This window comes from Brachybacterium zhongshanense, from assembly GCF_055385755.1.
In genome coordinates, this window is record NZ_AP043790.1 from 2043026 (window position 1) to 2059516 (window position 16491).

A 16491-nucleotide genomic window follows, 5' to 3' on the forward strand; every position below is an offset into this window, starting at 1 on the left:
ACCATTAGTTCCAGAGGGTGCTCATGATCGAGTACTCATCGGATGTCCATGGGTTCTTCTACCTGTTCCACTGGATGGTGGGCTCGAAGGCCTCGAGGTCCCGGATCAGCGGTCCGGTGTCGACCGCGCCCCTGAACGAGCGGGCGAAGCCGCCTCGCCGCAGGGCGAGGTCGAGGCATGACGCGTCAGGGTGGAGCCATGCTCCGCGTCCCGGAGCCGATCGACGAGGATCGAGCCGGACGCGAGGCGAGGCGCCGTCGGGAGCCGGCTCCCGGACCAGACGCATCAGCTGTTCGCGCGGGGCGGTCTGACGACAGCCGACGCACGTGCGCTCGGGATGGCGGGGCACAGGCATATCCACCTGACCGCGACCTCCGTTCCGAGCTCCCGTCCGCATCTCCGCGCCCCGGTCGGGCGACATCGATGCTGGACGAACAGCCTCCCCAGTGTAACGGACCCTTGCTGTGCTCCGGGAACCGGAGAGTCCTGCGCCACATCCGGCACCGTGGGGCGGGGCGCAGCGCTCTCCCGGCCCGGCAGCGTACTCAGCGATCCCCGCCGGGCTCCGGGGACTCCGAGGCCTCTCAGGACTCTGCAGTCTCCGGCGGCTCCGCATGATGCTGCCCCTCGGGCTCGTCCTGGCCCTCCGGCGCATCATCCGGTCGGATGTCGATCTTCCAGCCGGTCAGCTTCGCGGCCAGACGCGCGTTCTGCCCGTCCTTGCCGATGGCCAGCGAGAACTGCGCAGCCGGGACGGTCGCACGCACAGCGCGTCCGACCTCGTCGATCACCACGACGCTCGTCACCCGAGCCGGGGACAGCGCGTTGGCGACGTAGGCCGCGGGGTCCTCGTCATAGTCGACGATGTCGATCTTCTCGCCCGAGAGCTCGTTCATCACGGATCGCACTCGCGCACCCATGGGCCCGATGCAGGCCCCCTTGGGGTTCACGCCGGGCACGGTCGCCCGCACCGCCATCTTGGTGCGATGCCCGGCCTCTCGGGCGAGCCCGATGATCTCGACGGTGCCGTCGGCGACCTCCGGCACCTCGAGCGCGAACAGCCTCCGCACCAGGTTCGGATGCGAGCGCGAGAGCGTGATCTGCGGGCCCTTGGGCCCACGGCGCGCCTCGGTGACATAGGCGCGCAGACGCTTGCCGTGCGAGTATTCCTCCCCCGGCACCCGCTCATGCGGAGGCAGCACGGCCTCGACCCCGCCGAGGTCGACGAAGACCATCCGCGGATCGCGGCCCTGCTGGATGATGCCGGAGACGATGTCGTCGGCACGGTCCGCATACTCCCCCAGCACCGCCTCGTCCTCGAGATCGCGGATCCGCTGGAAGATCACCTGGCGGGCCGTGGACGCGGCGACGCGACCGAAGTTCTCCGGAGTGTCGTCCCACTCCTCGACCACGTTGCCGTCCGCGTCGAGCTCTCGGGCGATCACGGCGACCTGACCGGTCTTCTCGTCGATGATCACCTCGGAGTCGCGCACCGGATGATCGGTGTGCAGATAGGCGGCGTGGAGCGCCGAGCGGATCGCATCCAGCAGCACCGGCAGACGGATGTCGCGCTCGCGCTCGAGCGCACGCAGCGCTCCCATGTCGATGTCCATTTCAGCTCTCCTCAGCGGTGGGGCGGGCGGCCTCGGCGAGCAGCTGCTCGAGGTCGGCGGGCGGGTCGAACTCGATCTGGACGCGTGCCCGTTCGACCTCCGCGAAGGGGATCTCGAGACGGGCGGGAGCATCCTTCGGGAGCTTCAGGGGCCGGCCGCGGTCGTCGCGACCCGGTTCCGGTCGGAGTGTCAGCGCATCGTCGTCGGCGACATCCAGCAGGCGCGCGCGGTGGACCGCTCCGCTCGCCAGGGTCAGCTCGAGCAGACGACCTCTCGCACGCCGGAAGTGACGCGGGGCGGTGAGCGGCCGGTCGATGCCAGGGGTCGTCACCTCGACGAGCGAGGGCCCGGGACCCAGCAGCGACTCGTCCTCGTCGATCAGGGCGTTCAGCGCCGTGGCCGCCGCCGAGACCGTGTCCATGTCCACGGCGCCCAGCCGGTCCTCTGGGAGATCGACGACCAGCCTGACCTCGGGGACTCCTGACCGACCGCGCACGACGACCTCCTCGAGGACGAGACCGTGCTCGCCGAGGACGCGCCGGGCGGCCTCCTGCAGGGCCGGGTGGGGATCGACGGTGCTCATCGTTCGCTCACCTCCTCCTGCGTATGGTTTCCTGGTCCCTCGAGGCCGCACCGGCCGCGGGGACTGCACCCAGGATAGTGGGCGCGCCATCCTTTCGCGCTCCTGAGGACCGCGGGTGCGAGAATCCTCCCGTGCCATACGTCTCCCCCGCCCGCGCCGACCGCTCGGCCCCCTCCTCCCGCGCCCCATCGCCTGCCTCTCCGGCTGCCGAGGGCGCCGAAGCCCTCGAGGCGCGCGACCGTCGCCCCAGCAGGAGAGGCCTGCTCCTGGCGGGCGCCGGGATCCTCAGCGCGCTCTCGGCCGGGCCCCTGCTGAGCGCCTGCGGCCCTGTCCAGCTCGGACAGCCCGCGACCTACACACCGCCCCCGCCGGGCATCGATGACCTGTACAGGACCGACCTCATCGCTCAGCTCGACCTCCTGATCGCCGGTGCCGCCGCCGTCGTCGCCGGCACTGCCCCGGAAGCCGACGACGCAGACGGCTCGGACGGTGCAGACGGTGCAGACGCTGGCAGCGATCTCCTCGAGGTCGCCCTCGCCGAGCTCGAGGCCGCGCTCCCCGTCCAGCGCACGGCCCTGCTCACCGGTGCAGAGGTCGAGGACGAGGAGGAGGCGTCCGCCGGCGATGAGGGCGGGGACTCCGGAGCACAGGACTCCGCCGCCTCCGCCGCACCGGATCCCGCCGAGCTCCCCGCGGACCCGGACGGACTGGTCACGGCGCTCATCGCGCTCCGCGACCTGTGCACCGACGCGGCCCGTCAGGTGTCCGGATCACTGGCCCGTCCTGTCGCGGCGATCGGCGCGCACGCCCAGTTCGCCGCCGAACGGATCATCCTCGCCACCGGTTCCTCCCTCGGGACGACCATCCCCGACCCCGAGGACATCGTCCCGAGCCGTGAGGTCCCCGCGCAGGACCCGCCCTCGATCGGCGCCGCCAGCGACTACGAGCTGACGCTCGTCGGAGCCCAGGAGCAGGAGTGGTACGCGGGGTACGTCCATGAGGTGCTCGCGGCGCGCTCCGCCGACGATGAGCGCGCTGCGCACAGCGCTCTCAGCGAGGTCCACCGTGCACGGGCGGAGGAGCTCGCTGAGATCGCCGAGGAGGACGGCGTCGAGGTGGTCGAGCGTCAGGCCGTCTACGCCCTGCCTGGCGGCGAGCTCGACGACGCCACCGCAGCCGCCCTGCCGACCCAGGTCGCCGATGCGGTGCTGGTCGCCCATCTGTCCCTGGTCGGAGCCGCCCCGTTCGCACGTCGGCCGATCGCCATCGCGGCCTCCCTCTCGCAGGCTGCGACGCTGTCGGGCCTGCGCCGCACCCTCGATGCAGTCCCCTCGCTCACCGTCGAGGACGTCGACGCGAGCTGAGGGCGCCACCTTCCGAGGCGCGTCCAGCAGCTCCGTCGGCGGAGCATCCGGCGCCGGCCCGCCGCGCGGAGCGGCCGGCCACGGGCCGAGAGGGCCGCAGCGAGAGCGCCGCCCCGCATGCCCTCTCAGACGCCGGCGGCCTCCGCGAAGGCGCGGATCTGCGCGAGGACGCCGTCGGGGGCGACCTCGACGACCTGCCCCGTGGCCCGGTCGCGGACCTCCACGATACCGTCGGCGAGGCTGCGCCCGACCACGACCGATGCCGGCATGCCCAGCAGCTCGGCGTCCTTGAACTTCACGCCCGGGGAGACCTTGGGACGGTCGTCGTAGATGACGCTCAGACCCGCGGCCTCGAGGTCCCCGGCGATCTCCTCCGCGGCCTCGAAGACCGAGGAGTCCTTACCCGTGGCCAGCACATGCACGTCGGCCGGAGCGACCGAGCGGGGCCACACCAGGCCCTTGTCGTCATGGTGGAGCTCGGCGATCGCGGCGACCGCGCGGGTCACGCCGATGCCATAGGAGCCCATGGTGACCGTGACGGACCTGCCGTGGGGATCGAGGACCTTCACGTCGAGCGCCTCGGCGTACTTCCGGCCGAGCTGGAAGATGTGCCCCATCTCCATGCCGCGGGTCAGACGCAGCGGCCCCGAGCCGTCGGGAGCGGGATCGCCGTCGCGGACCTCTGCGGCCTCGATCGTCCCGTCGGCCGTGAAGTCTCGCCCGAAGACCAGGTCGTAGACGTGCTTGCCCGCCTCCCCGGCCCCGGCGACCCAGCGGGTACCCGGCACGACGCGCGGGTCCACGAGATAGCGGATCTTCGAGGGCGACTCGAGGCCCAGCCCCTCCGGGCCGATGAACCCCTTCGCGAGCACCGGATGCGCTGCGAAGTCCTCATCCCCGAAGGGCACTGCGACGGCCGGGGCGACAGCGGCCTCGAGGCGCTTGTCGTCGATCTCCCGATCCCCGGGCAGGGCGATGACCAGGGGCTCCGTGGATCCGTCGGGATGGTGGAGCAGGTAGACGAGGTGCTTGAGCATCTCGTAGCGGGTCCAGCTGCCGTCCTCCGCGATGGGTCCCGCACCGGGGAACTCCGCATTGGAGAAGTCGGTGAGCGCGGCGATCGTCGAGGCTCCCGGGGTGTCCTCGACGTGCATCGCCGGCAGCTGGGCGATCTGCTCATCCGTCAGCGGCTCGGGGGCGACGGTGGTGACGGCCTCGACGTTCGCCGCGTAGCCGCCGTCCGAGACCACGAAGGTGTCCTCGCCGATGGGCGTCGGGTGCAGGAACTCCTCCGAGCGCGATCCGCCCATGGCGCCGGCGTCGGCCTGGCAGATCACCGTCGGCAGGCCGAGGCGGTCGAAGGTCCGCTGATAGGCGGCACGCTGCTTGAGGTACGACACGTCGAGGCCGGCGTCGTCGATGTCGAAGGAGTAGGCATCCTTCATGACGAACTCGCGCACGCGCAGCAGGCCCGCGCGCGGGCGCGCCTCGTCGCGGTACTTCGTCTGCACCTGGTACAGCATCACCGGGAGGTCCTTGTACGACGAGAACAGGTCCTTCACGGCGAGCGCGAACATCTCCTCATGCGTCGGCGCGAGGAGGTAGTCGGCGCTCTTGCGGTCCTGCAGCCGGAACAGGGTGGGCCCGTACTCCTCCCAGCGGCCGGTGGCCTCATAGGGCTCGCGGGGCTGCAGAGCGGAGAACAGGAGCTCCTGGCCGCCGATCGCGTCCTGCTCCTCGCGCACGATCTGCTCGACCCTGCGCAGCACCCGCAGTCCCAGCGGGAGCCACGTGTACACGCCCGGGGCGCTGCGGCGGATGTACCCGGCGCGCACCAGCAGCTTGTGGCTCGCGACCTCGGCATCCGACGGGTCCTCGCGCAGAGTGCGGACGAACGAGGAGGACAGACGGATCATGGAGGGACCTTTCGGACGTGAGGAACGGGACCGACGCCGACGACGGACCCCGCCCCATGGTAGTGGGCGCGAGCGAGGGCCAGTGCGCAGGGGACCCGGGCGGCGCGTGCGGAGGAGATGCGCAGCGAGCGCGGCGGGGCGAGGCGAGCGGGGCGCGAGAGATCAGGGTGGTGCATGAGAGGGCGAGCCGTGGCAGGGTGACCGCATGGACGACGACACCCGCATCCTCAGCACCGAGGAGGTCGCCGCGGCCGTTCCGGACGGCTTCCGCGCCTCCACTCCCGAGCTCACCGCCCGCTTCCGCACCGGGGACTTCGCCACCGGTCTCGCCCTCGTCGAGCGCATCGGCGCAGCCGCGGAGGAGGCGGGACACCATCCGGACGTCCTGCTCACGTATCCGAGTGTGACGGTCACCCTCACCAGCCACGACGTGGGAGGCATCACCTCCCGGGACATCGACCTCGCCGCGACCATCGCCTCTCTCGCCGCACAGGCGGGAATCCCGACGGACGAGGCCGACGACGACTGAGAGCCCGCCGTAGGCTGGACCCGCCTCCAGGGCCGACGCCGGAGGATTGATGCACGGGAGGAGTCGATCGGCGTGGACATGGACGTGGTGCTCGCCCGACGCCTCCTGCTCGGCGGGGCCGGGGTGCTGGGCGCATCCGGTCTGATCGCCGCCGGCGTGCATCGCTCCGCCACAGCCGTCGACCCGCGCACGGAGCTGCCGCTCGCCTCGCAGACGGTCGCGCTGTCGGCCGATTCCCGGCGCGTGCTCGTCGGCTCCGACGCGGCCCCGACCGCCGAGGTGTCCCCCGGAACACGCCTTCTCGCCGATGTCCCCGACGAAGCCCCTCCGGCCGCACGTGCCCTCTCCTTCCGCCGAGCGGCCTCGAGCTGGCTGGATCGCGTCCCCGCCGAGCTGCACGATCTCGCCGAGGGCGCGCTGTGGGATCTGTGGGCGCTCACCGACGGCCTGCCTGCTCCCGTCGCCGGCTGGACCTCGAACTGGCGATACCTCTGGCCGCGAGATGTCGCGTTCTGCGCCGTCGCCCTCGCGCGCACCGGCCACGTCGCGATGGCGATCGATGCCCTCGAGCACATGCAGTCCCTCCAGCGCCCGCGGACCTGGTTCGAGGCTCGCTACACGCTGGACACCGGACGCTCCCCCGACGACCGAGCCGCCCAGGTCGACGGGACCGGCCTGATGCTGTGGGCCGTGGCCGAGGTGATGGGCACGGTCGACGACGGCTCGGACGATGCCGGCTCGGACGACGGTTCGGTCGGTGCAGTCCGCGATCGGCTCGCGACGCTCATCGACGACTCCACCGAGCTGCTGATCGAGGCCACCGGCGGGGGACGCCACCTCCCGCCGGTCTCCCCCGACTACTGGGAGGTCCCCGAGCGCTCGGTCACGCTCGAGACGATGACGGCCACGCTCGCGGGGCTGCGCTCGGCCGCCGAGATCGACGGCGGCGCAGCGATCGCCGAGGTCGCCGAGTCCTTCCTCCTCCTGACCGAAGGCACCTTCGGCGTCGGCGGATGGCAGCGGTACCGTTCCGGCGGAGGCGCCGACTCCGCCCGTGCGCTGCCCGACGCCCTCGGCATCAGCGGCCTCGTGCCCTCCGCGGATCTGCTGTGCCTGCGGCAGGAGCTGGCTCGTCCCGCGGGTGGCATCGCTCCTGGAGCGGCATGGCGCGAGGACGGCATCAGCTGGACCCCGTCGACCAGCCTGCTCGCGCTGGGCCTCGCCCGGGCCGGGCATGCGGAGCAGGCGAAGGAGACCCTGCACTGGCTCGCCGAGCATCGGACCGGGGCCGGATCGCTGCCTGAGAAGGTCCTCCACGACGGCAGGCCCGCCAGCGTCGCCCCGCTGTCGTGGACCGCAGCGAACGTGCTGCTGGCTCTGGATGCGCTGAGCTGACGTCGCCCGCGGGCGCGCGCCCGCGAGCACCCATGGGCATCCGGGCGGGTCCGACCGCCGGCCTTCACCGCAAATGAGGCGACAGACGACGGCGACCGGCCTAGGGTCATGCCCATGGGAGCTGATGGCGGTCACGATGAGCTGGCGGGCTGGTTCGCGCAGAACAGGTCGAACTGGGACGACCGGGCTGCGCTGCACGAGGCGGCCGGATATGGGATCCGCGAGCTCGTGGAGGATCCGACGGCGCTCGGAGAGGTCGAGCAGGACCGCGAGCGGATCGGCGACCTGACCGGGAAGGACGTGATCCATCTGCAGTGCCATCTGGGCACGGACACGGTGGGTCTCGCGCGCCTGGGGGCTCGACGGGTCGTGGGTGTGGACCTCTCCGGACAGGCGGTGCGCCGTGCTCGAGCGATCGCCGCCCGGTGCGACGCGGAGATCGATTTCGTGGAGGCGAACGTCTACGACGCCCGCCAGGTGGTCGATGGGCGCTTCGACCTGGTCTACACGTCGATCGGAGTGCTGTGCTGGCTGCCCGACGTCGCCGACTGGGCGCGCGTGGTCGCCTCCCTGCTGCGACCCGGCGGTCGCTTCCTGATCCGCGACGACCATCCCATGTTCATGGCCGTCGCCGATGACGTGTCCGACGGACTGAGGCTGGGCCAGCCCTACTTCCAGCGAGATCGGCCGACGACCTGGGACCAGCCCGGAAGCTATGTGGAGACGCCGGAGGGCGCTCCGGAGTTCACCCATACGATCAGCCACGAGTGGAACCACTCCGTCGGGGAGATCATCACCGCGGTGCTGGAGGCGGGTCTGGTGCTCGACAGCTTCGAGGAGACCCCGTACTCGGCATGGATGCCGTGGCCGGAGCTGATGGTCCGCGAGGGTCGCCGCTATCGGCTTCGCGAGGACCCCGATCAGCTGGCCATGCAGTACGTGCTCACCGCCCATCTGCCTGAGTGAGCGGCGCGCGGGTCCTGGTCCAGGGCCAGCGCGAACCGGTTGGACCGAGCCTGCACGGCCGAGTGCACCTAGAACAGGATCGTCGAGAGCTCGCCGATGCGCTGGAAGCCCGCGGCGGCGTACGCCCGTCGAGCGGGCTCGTTGAAGTCGTTGACGTACAGCGAGACCTTCTCGGCGTGGTCGCGCCGGACCTGGTGGACCAGCTGCGCCATCGCCGCCCGTCCGAGCCCGCGGCTGCGATAGGCGGGCCGGACCCACACGCCATGGATCTGGGCGACGGGACCGAAGACGGCTCCGACGTCGGCCTTGAACAGGACCTGGCCGCGCTCGACGACCACGTAGCTGCGCCCGGCCCGCACGAGATCCGCGACGCGGGAGGAGTAGGCGCGCCCTCCGTCACCGCGCACGGGGTCGACGCCGACCTCCTCGCGGAACATCGCCACCGCTGCAGGGAAGACCATCGACTCCTCCCCCGGTCGAGCCTGTCGCAGCCCGACATCCCCGAGGTCCGGCGCCGCCCCGTCGGCCAGGAGGAGCGGCTGGCTCCAGCGATACTCGCGCACCGCATCGACCCAGGCCCCGCCCATGGATCTCCACAGGAGCTCGACGTCATCGCGCGGACCGACGATCGAGCTCGAGCGGCGCGAGCGCTGCGAGAGGTGCCGGCCGAACTCCTCCAGAGCCTCCTCGGTGGCACCCATCGGGGAGATGTTCACGCCGTGCCAGAGCACGCCGCGGGGCGTGAGCTCCTCGCCGATCGCGGAGAACTCCCCGGCGACGCCGCCCGTGCGACGCAGCTCCCGGAGCCGGGAACCCCCCAGGGCGTTCTTCGCCGGATCGCGCAGCGCGAGCGCGAGCGCGGCGTCGGCGCCTCCGGACCGGACCGGCCGCACCTTCGTCCCCCGCCGGAACACGGGATGGTCAGCTCACAGCCACGGACGGCGTGCCAGACTCGGCGCCATCGCCCATCTCTGCCGCGATGCGCGTCGCCTCGGCGACCAGGGTGTCGACGATCTCGTCCTCCATGACGGTCTTGATGACCTCGCCCTTGACGAAGATCTGTCCCTTGCCGTTGCCCGACGCGACGCCGAGATCCGCCTCCCGGGCCTCCCCCGGCCCGTTGACGACGCACCCCATGACCGCCACCCGCAGCGGCACCTCGAGGTGCTTGAGCCCCTCGGTGACCTTCTCCGCGAGGGTGTAGACATCCACCTGGGCACGGCCGCAGGAGGGGCAGGAGACGATGTCGAGCTTGCGGGGCTTGAGGTTCAGCGACTGGAGGATCTGGTTGCCGACCTTGACCTCCTCCACCGGAGGGGCGGAGAGCGAGACGCGGATGGTGTCGCCGATGCCCTCGCCCAGCAGGATGCCGAAGGCGACCGAGGACTTGATGGTGCCCTGGAAGGCGGGACCGGCCTCGGTGACGCCGAGATGGAGCGGCCAGTCGCCCTTCTCCGACAGCTGACGGTAGGCCTCCACCATGATCACCGGATCGTTGTGCTTGACCGAGATCCCGAACTCGTGGAAGTCATGCTCCTCGAACAGGGAGGCCTCCCACACGGCAGAGGCGACCAGCGCCTCCGGGGTCACGCGGTCGCCCTTCATCATGCGCTTGTCGATGCTTCCGGCGTTCACGCCGATGCGCAGCGCCGTGCCATGGTCCTTCGCCGCCTGAGCGATGTCCTTGACCTGGTCGTCGAAACGACGGATGTTGCCCGGGTTCACACGGACGCCTGCGCAGCCGGCCTCGATCGCGGCGAAGACGTACTTGGGCTGGAAGTGGATGTCGGCGATCACCGGGATCGGGGACTTCGCGGCGATCGCGACCAGCGCGTCGGCGTCCTCCTGGCGCGGGCAGGCCACCCGCACGATGTCGCAGCCCGCCGCCGTCAGCTCGGCGATCTGCTGGAGCGTCGCGTTGATGTCGTGCGTCGGAGTGGTCGTCATCGACTGGACGGTCACGGGAGCGTCACCGCCGACGGCGATGTCACCCAGTCGCACCTTGCGGGTCTTGCGGCGGGGCGCGAGGACGGGCGGCGCCGTCTTGACGGAGGGGATGCCGAGGCTCACGGAAGTCACCACACCATTATGGACGCGCGCCCCCACCGCCGGGAGGCGACGTGGGTCATCTCCACCTCTCCTGCACGATGCGCGTGGCGGGCGGCACATCCGAGCCGGGCCGAGCAGCCGACGAGCGCTGAGGAGCAGCCTCTCAGAACAGCGTGATGGGCCTGACGATGTCGGCATAGACCAGCAGCAGCGTCATGCCGACGAAGAGGAGCGCCACGGCGTTGGTGAGCGGGAGCATCCTCGAGATGTCGAACGGTCCGGGGTCCGGGCGACCTCGCAGTCGCGCGAGCAGTCGCCTCACCCCCTCGATGAGCGCGCCCAGCACGTGCCCGCCATCCAGCGGGAGCAGCGGCACCAGGTTGAACACGAAGAGCGCCATGTTCAGCGATGCGAGCATCGACACGAGCGTCGCAGCCTTCTCCTTGAGCTCGAAGCCCGGCTGGTCGGCGGAGGCGATCTCGCCCGCGAGGCGGGAGACGCCGACCACGCCTATCGGGCCCTCGGGATCGCGCTCGGCGGAGCCGAAGGCCGCCTGCGCGACGTCGTACAGCCGCATCGGCAGGGTCACGATGATCTGACCGGTCCGTGAGAAGGCGTCCCACACCAGGCCGGGCACCACCGCCGGCGACTGCGGCACGAGCTCAGGCGTCCCGGAGACGCCCAGGAAGCCGACGTCCTCCGTGACGTACCGTCCGTCCTCGTCGACGATCGCGGTGCCGCTCTCGTCATAGACCGGACGAGCGTCGATGATCGGCGTGGCCTGGAGCGTGAGCTCCTGCCCGTCCCGCTCCACGACGATTTCCACGGTCTCCCCGCCGGAGGCCCGCACCGCCTCGGTCACGTCGTCCCAGGTCGCGATGTCCTGCCCGCCGATCTCGACGAGGACATCGTCCGGCTCGATGCCGGCGGCGAGCGCCGGTGCCTCCTCCTGGCCGTCGCAGGTGGCGTCCTCGGCGGCATCGATCGGCAGCACGCACTGGGAGACCGACTGCACCTTCGGAGTCACCTCGGTCATGCCGAAGCCGCAGGCGAGCACGGTGATCAGGACGATCGAGATGAGGAGGTTCATGAACGGCCCGCCGAGCATGACCACGATCTTCCTCGGGACCGTCAGCGCGACGAAGGTGCGGTGACGGTCGGCCGGATCGTACTGGGAGGACTCGTACTCCTTGGCCTCCTCCGCCATCTGCTGGAAGAAGCCGGTGGAGTCCTCGCGCACCGCGCCCTCGGGCTCTCCCCTGTGCGGCGGGTACATGCCGATCATCCGGATGTACCCGCCCAGCGGGAACGCCTTGACGCCGTACTCCGTCTCTCCGCGCCGGCGGGACCAGATGGTCGGGCCGAAGCCGATCATGTACTGCGTGACCTTGACGCCGAACAGCTTCGCGGGCACCAGATGCCCGATCTCATGCAGCGCGATCGAGATCGCGAGCCCGACGGCGACCACGAGGATGCCGATCACGAAGAGCGCGACGGTCATCGGTCCTCGCCCGCCCAGCGCGCGATGCTCTCGGCGGCGGTGCGACGAGCCCACGCTTCGACCTCGAGGACTGCGGGAACGCCGTCCTCGACCCGGGCCCGAGGCCGCTCGGGATGGTCGAGGACGGACCTGACGAGATCGACGATGCCCAGGAACGGCAGCCGTCCGGCGAGGAAGGCGGCCACGGCCTCCTCGTTGGCCGCGTTGTAGGCGGCCATCGCTCCTCCTCCCGTGCGGTGCGCGGCACGGGCGAGGCGGATGGCGGGGAAGGTCTCCTCGTCGACCGGCTCGAAGGTCCAGCTCTGCGCCGCGGAGAAGTCCAGGGGCGCGGCGAGCCGAGGCAGCTTCTCGGGATGGGCGAGGGCCCAGCCGATCGCATGGCGCATGTCCGGAGGGCTGGCCTGCGCGATCGTCGAACCGTCCACGAAGGTCGCCATCGAGTGCACGATCGACTGCGGATGCACGACGACGTCCACACGGTCCTCGGGCAGGTCGAACTGGAAGCAGGCCTCGATCACCTCGAGGGCCTTGTTCACCAGCGTCGCCGAGTTGGTCGTGATCACCGGCCCCATCGCCCAGGTGGGGTGCGCGAGCGCCTGCTCGGGAGATACGGCGGCGAGCTGCTCGCGGGTTCGTCCTCGGAACGGGCCCCCGGAGGCGGTGACGACGAGACGATCGATCTGGTCATGGCGGACGCCCGCTATCGCCTGGGCGATCGCGGTGTGCTCGGAGTCCACCGGGAGGATCTGCCCGGGAGCGGCGGCACGCGTGACGAGCTCACCGCCGACGACGAGGGACTCCTTGTTCGCGAGAGCGAGGCGGGCACCGCTGGCGAGGACGGCGAGCGTCGGCAGGAGGCCGACGGACCCCGTGATCGCGTTGAGCACCGCGTCACCGTCGCCGAGGGAGCCGGCGAGATCGACGACCGCCTCCTGGCCCGCGTCCAGACGCGGAACAGCGACCTGCTCGGCTGCGCAGACGGACGCGATGGCGCGCTCGACGGACTCGACGCGCTCGGCGTCGGAGACCACCACCCGCTCAGGGCGGTGATCGATCACCTGTCGTGCCACCAGCTCGGGCCGGGAACCGCCGACGGCGATGCCGTGCAGGATCCCGACCCCGGGGTAGCGGGAGAGGACATCGAGCGTCTGCGTGCCGATGGACCCGGTGGATCCCAGCAGCACGATGCGCCGCGGAGGTCTGCCCGGGACCGCTGAGCGACCGACGCTCCGCTCGGCGGCGGTCGACTGCCCGGCGCCGGTCACGGGACGGAGGCCATCACGTCCGCGACGTGGTCGAGGTAGACGTCGACGACGGCCTCGCGGTAGCCCTCCGCACCGCGGCGGCGGCGGAAGGCGGCCCGACGGACATCGTCCACGCTCATCGGGAGGCCCTCGGTGAAGTAGGCGACCAGCTGGTCGCAGAGCGCGTCCACATCAGCCCGGTCGTAGGCGGCCTCACCGCTCGCCGCAGGGGCGAAGCGCTCCCCCGCCGGTCGTTCGAGACGCTCCTTGAGCACCTCGGCCCGCTCGGTGAGCTCCGCGATCCAGGCGGACTCGCCCTTCTCGGCGATGGCGTCGTCCCTCGCCTGGAGCGCGAAGGCGTCGGAGAGGCGATCGAGCGCCTCGTCGACCACGCGCATGTCGTAGCCGCCGCGCTCGGTGCCGAAGCTCGCCGAGGTGATGTCCGCCCCGTCGAACCCGGGCTCGCGGCCCTCGTACGCCGTGCGCGCACGGGACAGGAATGCGTCGACCTCGCCCATGTCGTACCCGACGCTGAAACGGGAGACCCGTTCGAACGATGTGCTCACCTGTGGATCCTTCCTCGGTGCTGTCGGTGTCCCACTGTAGCGGCGCCATGCTGGACGCCGTCGGAGGCTCTGCGTCGCGCCGTCGGCCCGCCACCGGCCCTTCGACGTCGTCATCTCATCGTCGGCCGCTCATCGGCCGCCGAACAGGCGCTGGAGGACCCCTCCGCGCCTCCGGGGCGCCCGGAGCGTCCCGCCTCCTCCGGAGTCGGCCTCCGCGGAGTCCCGCACGCCGCCGGAGGCGGCCGTGTAGTCGCGCTCGGGGTCGTAGGCGAGCTCGCCGCGCAGCATCGGGACGATCACGCTGTCGAGGAGATCGTCGACCTCGTCCATCGCGTACCCCTCGCCGAAGCGGGTCGAGGAGAAGCGGAGCTGCAGCACCTCCTCCGGGGTGATCGAGGCGCCCGGCCCGGCGGCGCAGGTCCCTCGCAGCACAGGTTCGACACGGTCCAGGAAGTCGTCGACCTCCTGCATGTCGTAGCCCCCCGACAGGCGGGTCGTCGTGAAGCGGACGATCACTGGACGCCTCCCGCGACGGCCTCCACCCTCGCCACTCGCGCCTCCCGATCAGCGCGGTGGGCGTCTGTCTCGATGACCTCGGCCGCGAGCTGTCCGCATGCGCCGTCGATGTCCGATCCGCGCGTGTCGCGGATCGTCGCGGAGATCCCGTTCGCCCGCAGGGTCTCCACGAAGCGCTTCTCGACCAGCGGGTCGGAGGCGGTCCACTTGGATCCCTTCACCGGGTTCAGCGGGATCGGGTTCACATGCACCCAGTGGGCGCCACCGTGAGCGATCAGCCGGTCCGCGAGCAGCTGAGCGCGATGCTCCTGATCGTTGATGTCCCGGATCAGCGCATACTCGATGCTCACCCGTCGACCGGTGGCCTCGAAGTACTCATGGGCCGCGGAGAGGATCTCGTCGACGTCGAATCGCGTGTTGATCGGGACCAGCTCGTTGCGGAGCTCGTCATCGGGAGCGTGCAGCGAGACCGCCAGGGTCACCGGGATCTCCTCCTTGACGAGCTTGCGCACCGCGGGCGCCAGACCGACGGTCGAGACCGTGATGTGACGGGCCCCCATCCCGAAGCCCTCCGGTGCCGGGGCGTTCAGGCGCCTGCACACCGTCGCCACCGGACGGTAGTTCGCCAGCGGCTCCCCCATGCCCATGAACACGATGTTCGAGACCCGTCCCGGCCCGCCGGGCAGCTGGCCCGTCGAGAGGAGCCGGTTGGCGATGCGCACCTGCTCGAGGATCTCCGCGGTGGAGAGGTTGCGGGTCAGGCCCATCTGCCCGGTCGCGCAGAAGGGGCAGTTCATGCCGCAGCCTGCTTCCGACGAGATGCACAGCGTCACCCGATCGCTGTAGCGCATGAGCACGGACTCCACGAGAGAGCCGTCGAACAGCTTCCACAGGAACTTCTGGGTCGCGCCATGGTCGGCGCTCTGGCGCGAGACCGGCGTCAGCAGCGTCGGGAAGAAGCGCTCGACGAGCTCCGCGCGCCGATCCTTGGGCAGGTCGGTGAGATCGTCGGGCTCGGTCGTGAAGTGCTCGAAGTAGTGCTTGGACAGCTGCTTGGCGCGGAAGGCTGGGAGCCCCATCTCCTGCACCGCTTCGATCCGCTCGGGCAGCGAGAGGTCGGCGAGATGCGCAGGCGCCTTGCCTCGGCGGGTGGGGCGCAGCTGGAGCTGTCCGGGGGCCAGTGCGACCTTCTGGCCGGGGATCGCTTCGCGCGAGAGGTCCGGGTTCCCGGATGGTGCGGATGAGGTGGTCATGGCAGCAGCAGCTCCAGGATGATGAAGGTGGTGGGGGCCGCGAGAAGTATCGAGTCGATGCGATCGAGCACGCCTCCATGGCCGGGCAGGAGATCGCCCATGTCCTTGATCCCCAGGTCGCGCTTGAGGAGCGACTCTGCGAGATCACCGCAGGTCGAGACGATCACCAGCACGACGCCGACGACGACCCCGATCCACCAGCTCTCGTCCAGCAGGAGCATGGTGATCGCGAGGGCGACGCCGACGCCCATCAGCAGCGACCCGATGAAGCCCTCCCAGCTCTTCTTCGGGCTGATGCTCGGAGCCATCGGATGGGAGCCGAACAGGACTCCGGCGATGTACCCGCCGATGTCGTTGCCCGCAGGCGTCAGGACGGCGAGGAGGACCAGATAGGGGCCCTGCGCCTGGTCGAAGAGGAGCAGGGTGAAGCAGCCGAGGAACGGCACCCAGGCGATCGTGAACACGCCCCCCGCGACGTCCCGCAGCGCGGTGAGGCCCATGGACTCGGTCACGCGCCACAGGATCAGGACGCACACCGCGGCGGCGGTCGCGATCAGCAGGCCCTCGCCCCCGAGCACGACCGTCGAGACCACCATGCCGACGCCGCCGACGAGCAGGGGCAGCGACGGGACCCGCAGACCGCCCTCGGACAGCGCACGGGTGGCCTCGAGGATCCCGAGGACCATCGCCAGACTCACCACGACGGGGAAGGCCGCAGGCACGACCAGCAGCGACCCCAGCAGCAGCGCGACGAGTCCGACGCCGACGCCTATCGCTGCCGGCAGATTGCGCCCGGGCCCGCGCTTGGCCGGGCTTCCCGTCCCCTCCGACTCCTGCGGAGGCTCCGACGGCCGCTGCGGTGCCCGATCGTCCGTCGTCCGGGCGGCCCGTCCCCCACGCGGCGCAGGATCGGGCAGGCCGAGCGCCGCCCCGAAGGTGGCCGGGGCGGCGGGGGTGTACGACGAAGGTGCCGGTGAGGTCACAGGAGGATGCCGG

Annotated in this window: 16 protein-coding genes; 4 read left to right on the forward strand and 12 right to left on the reverse strand. The window is 71.0% G+C overall.

The window, feature by feature from the left end:
• Nucleotides 1-58 precede the first annotated feature (58 nt).
• Genes ACZ5AJ_RS09155 through ACZ5AJ_RS09165 form a run of 3 tightly spaced genes read right to left on the reverse strand, consistent with a single transcriptional unit; the run spans nt 59 to nt 2196 of the window.
• Nucleotides 59-658, reverse strand: a complete 600-nt coding sequence (locus ACZ5AJ_RS09155) for a YlxR family protein (RefSeq protein WP_464133176.1) — start codon at nt 656-658, stop codon at nt 59-61.
• The gene (nusA, locus tag ACZ5AJ_RS09160) at nt 585-1613 is read right to left on the reverse strand and encodes a transcription termination factor NusA (protein WP_464133181.1); all 1029 of its coding nucleotides are present in this window, start codon (nt 1611-1613) and stop codon (nt 585-587) included. Before nusA ends, ACZ5AJ_RS09155 begins: the two co-directional genes overlap by 74 nt.
• A gap of 1 nt (nt 1614) precedes the next feature.
• On the reverse strand, nt 1615-2196 hold the full coding sequence (locus ACZ5AJ_RS09165; RefSeq protein WP_464133184.1) for a ribosome maturation factor RimP: 582 nt from the start codon (nt 2194-2196) through the stop codon (nt 1615-1617).
• A gap of 131 nt (nt 2197-2327) precedes the next feature.
• On the opposite strand from ACZ5AJ_RS09165, the gene ACZ5AJ_RS09170 reads away from it, so the two are divergent.
• A complete protein-coding gene (locus ACZ5AJ_RS09170; RefSeq protein WP_464133186.1) occupies nt 2328-3560 on the forward strand; it encodes a DUF4439 domain-containing protein in 1233 nt (410 codons plus the stop codon).
• 125 nt (nt 3561-3685) lie between these two features.
• On the opposite strand, the gene ACZ5AJ_RS09175 is transcribed toward ACZ5AJ_RS09170, so the two are convergent.
• A complete protein-coding gene (locus ACZ5AJ_RS09175) occupies nt 3686-5476 on the reverse strand; it encodes a proline--tRNA ligase (protein WP_464133189.1) in 1791 nt (596 codons plus the stop codon).
• 205 nt (nt 5477-5681) lie between these two features.
• Between ACZ5AJ_RS09175 and ACZ5AJ_RS09180 the strand changes: the two genes are divergently transcribed.
• From ACZ5AJ_RS09180 to ACZ5AJ_RS09190, 3 genes are all read left to right on the forward strand, one after another.
• Nucleotides 5682-6005 carry a 4a-hydroxytetrahydrobiopterin dehydratase gene (locus ACZ5AJ_RS09180; RefSeq protein ID WP_464133193.1) on the forward strand — a complete coding sequence of 108 codons (324 nt, stop codon included), beginning with the start codon at nt 5682-5684 and terminating at the stop codon, nt 6003-6005.
• Between the two features lie 78 nt (nt 6006-6083).
• Nucleotides 6084-7400, forward strand: a complete 1317-nt coding sequence (locus tag ACZ5AJ_RS09185) for a glycoside hydrolase family 15 protein (protein ID WP_464138738.1) — start codon at nt 6084-6086, stop codon at nt 7398-7400.
• Nucleotides 7401-7514: 114 nt separating this feature from the next.
• The gene (locus ACZ5AJ_RS09190) at nt 7515-8366 is read left to right on the forward strand and encodes a class I SAM-dependent methyltransferase (protein WP_464133196.1); all 852 of its coding nucleotides are present in this window, start codon (nt 7515-7517) and stop codon (nt 8364-8366) included.
• A gap of 68 nt (nt 8367-8434) precedes the next feature.
• Here the strand turns inward: ACZ5AJ_RS09190 and ACZ5AJ_RS09195 are convergent, their stop codons facing one another.
• From ACZ5AJ_RS09195 to ACZ5AJ_RS09230, 8 genes are all read right to left on the reverse strand, one after another.
• Nucleotides 8435-9259: a GNAT family N-acetyltransferase gene (locus ACZ5AJ_RS09195; RefSeq protein WP_464133200.1), complete on the reverse strand. Its 825-nt coding sequence runs from the start codon at nt 9257-9259 to the stop codon at nt 8435-8437.
• 28 nt (nt 9260-9287) lie between these two features.
• Nucleotides 9288-10445: a flavodoxin-dependent (E)-4-hydroxy-3-methylbut-2-enyl-diphosphate synthase gene (gene ispG / locus ACZ5AJ_RS09200; protein ID WP_464133202.1), complete on the reverse strand. Its 1158-nt coding sequence runs from the start codon at nt 10443-10445 to the stop codon at nt 9288-9290.
• A gap of 133 nt (nt 10446-10578) precedes the next feature.
• On the reverse strand, nt 10579-11916 hold the full coding sequence (locus tag ACZ5AJ_RS09205; protein ID WP_464133205.1) for a M50 family metallopeptidase: 1338 nt from the start codon (nt 11914-11916) through the stop codon (nt 10579-10581).
• Entirely contained in the window at nt 11913-13103 is a 1191-nt protein-coding gene (gene dxr / locus ACZ5AJ_RS09210; RefSeq protein ID WP_464138739.1) for a 1-deoxy-D-xylulose-5-phosphate reductoisomerase, read from the reverse strand. The genes ACZ5AJ_RS09205 and dxr overlap by 4 nt, the downstream gene beginning before the upstream one ends.
• A gap of 74 nt (nt 13104-13177) precedes the next feature.
• A complete protein-coding gene (locus tag ACZ5AJ_RS09215; RefSeq protein ID WP_464133208.1) occupies nt 13178-13726 on the reverse strand; it encodes a DivIVA domain-containing protein in 549 nt (182 codons plus the stop codon).
• Between the two features lie 129 nt (nt 13727-13855).
• On the reverse strand, nt 13856-14242 hold the full coding sequence (locus tag ACZ5AJ_RS09220; protein ID WP_464133211.1) for a DivIVA domain-containing protein: 387 nt from the start codon (nt 14240-14242) through the stop codon (nt 13856-13858).
• Complete coding sequence (gene rlmN, locus ACZ5AJ_RS09225) at nt 14239-15495, reverse strand: dual-specificity RNA methyltransferase RlmN (protein WP_464133213.1); 1257 nt, start codon at nt 15493-15495, stop codon at nt 14239-14241. The genes ACZ5AJ_RS09220 and rlmN overlap by 4 nt, the downstream gene beginning before the upstream one ends.
• On the reverse strand, nt 15492-16478 hold the full coding sequence (locus ACZ5AJ_RS09230) for a phosphatidate cytidylyltransferase (RefSeq protein WP_464133216.1): 987 nt from the start codon (nt 16476-16478) through the stop codon (nt 15492-15494). Before ACZ5AJ_RS09230 ends, rlmN begins: the two co-directional genes overlap by 4 nt.
• Nucleotides 16479-16491 lie beyond the last annotated feature (13 nt).

Excerpts from the sequence above, each read along its gene's own strand:
- rlmN (WP_464133213.1), bottom strand. The coding sequence starts at position 15,495 with ATGACCACCTCATCCGCACCATCCGGGAACCCGGACCTCTCGCGCGAA.
- ACZ5AJ_RS09165 (WP_464133184.1), bottom strand. The coding sequence starts at position 2,196 with ATGAGCACCGTCGATCCCCACCCGGCCCTGCAGGAGGCCGCCCGGCGC.
- ACZ5AJ_RS09175 (WP_464133189.1), bottom strand. The coding sequence starts at position 5,476 with ATGATCCGTCTGTCCTCCTCGTTCGTCCGCACTCTGCGCGAGGACCCG.
- ACZ5AJ_RS09180 (WP_464133193.1), top strand. The coding sequence starts at position 5,682 with ATGGACGACGACACCCGCATCCTCAGCACCGAGGAGGTCGCCGCGGCC.
- ACZ5AJ_RS09155 (WP_464133176.1), bottom strand. The coding sequence starts at position 658 with ATGATGCGCCGGAGGGCCAGGACGAGCCCGAGGGGCAGCATCATGCGG.
- ACZ5AJ_RS09205 (WP_464133205.1), bottom strand. The coding sequence starts at position 11,916 with ATGACCGTCGCGCTCTTCGTGATCGGCATCCTCGTGGTCGCCGTCGGG.
- ACZ5AJ_RS09185 (WP_464138738.1), top strand. The coding sequence starts at position 6,084 with ATGGACGTGGTGCTCGCCCGACGCCTCCTGCTCGGCGGGGCCGGGGTG.
- ACZ5AJ_RS09190 (WP_464133196.1), top strand. The coding sequence starts at position 7,515 with ATGGGAGCTGATGGCGGTCACGATGAGCTGGCGGGCTGGTTCGCGCAG.
- nusA (WP_464133181.1), bottom strand. The coding sequence starts at position 1,613 with ATGGACATCGACATGGGAGCGCTGCGTGCGCTCGAGCGCGAGCGCGAC.